The 443-nt window shown below is 75.4% G+C and carries 1 pseudogene; it reads right to left on the bottom strand.

Annotated elements, in window-relative coordinates:
* Positions 1-443: pseudogene (locus IF83_RS33945) on the bottom strand (hypothetical protein); the annotation flags it as partial.

The raw sequence follows: 443 nt of genomic DNA, 5'->3' as shown, positions 1-443 counted from the left end.
CGCGGCGAAGTCCTGGCCGGAGTGCTTGTTGGCCCAGCGGTCACCACCGATACCGAAGGTGGAGCCCTTCACATAGCTGTCCACCGGCTTCACCCAGGAGGCCGGAGCCTTCGCCGGGGCCTTGGCGGCGGCCTTGGCGGGAGCCTCGGCCGGGGCCTTGGCGACGGCCTGGCGCTTCGAACGGTCCGCGGCCCCCTCGTCGGCGGCGCGCTCCGCGGCGGCGGCCTCGGCCGCGGCCTTGCCCTCGGCGGCCTTCTTCTGCGCCTCGGCCTGGGCGGTGCGCTCGTTGATACCGGACTTGGACGTGGCCACCGAGCTCACGCCGGTCTGCGCGGCGGTGTCCCCGGTCTCGCCCTGGGTGCCCAGCGCGACTCCGGTCCCCAGCACGGCGGTGGCTCCGACACCGGCGGCCATGAAGGCGGCGCGGCGGCGCAGGGGAGTCA

This window comes from Streptomyces albus subsp. albus (genome assembly GCF_000719865.1).
Classification (GTDB): domain Bacteria; phylum Actinomycetota; class Actinomycetes; order Streptomycetales; family Streptomycetaceae; genus Streptomyces; species Streptomyces albus_E.
The sequence above is the reverse complement of the archived record's forward strand: the minus strand, read 5'-3'. Positions and strand labels throughout refer to the sequence as shown.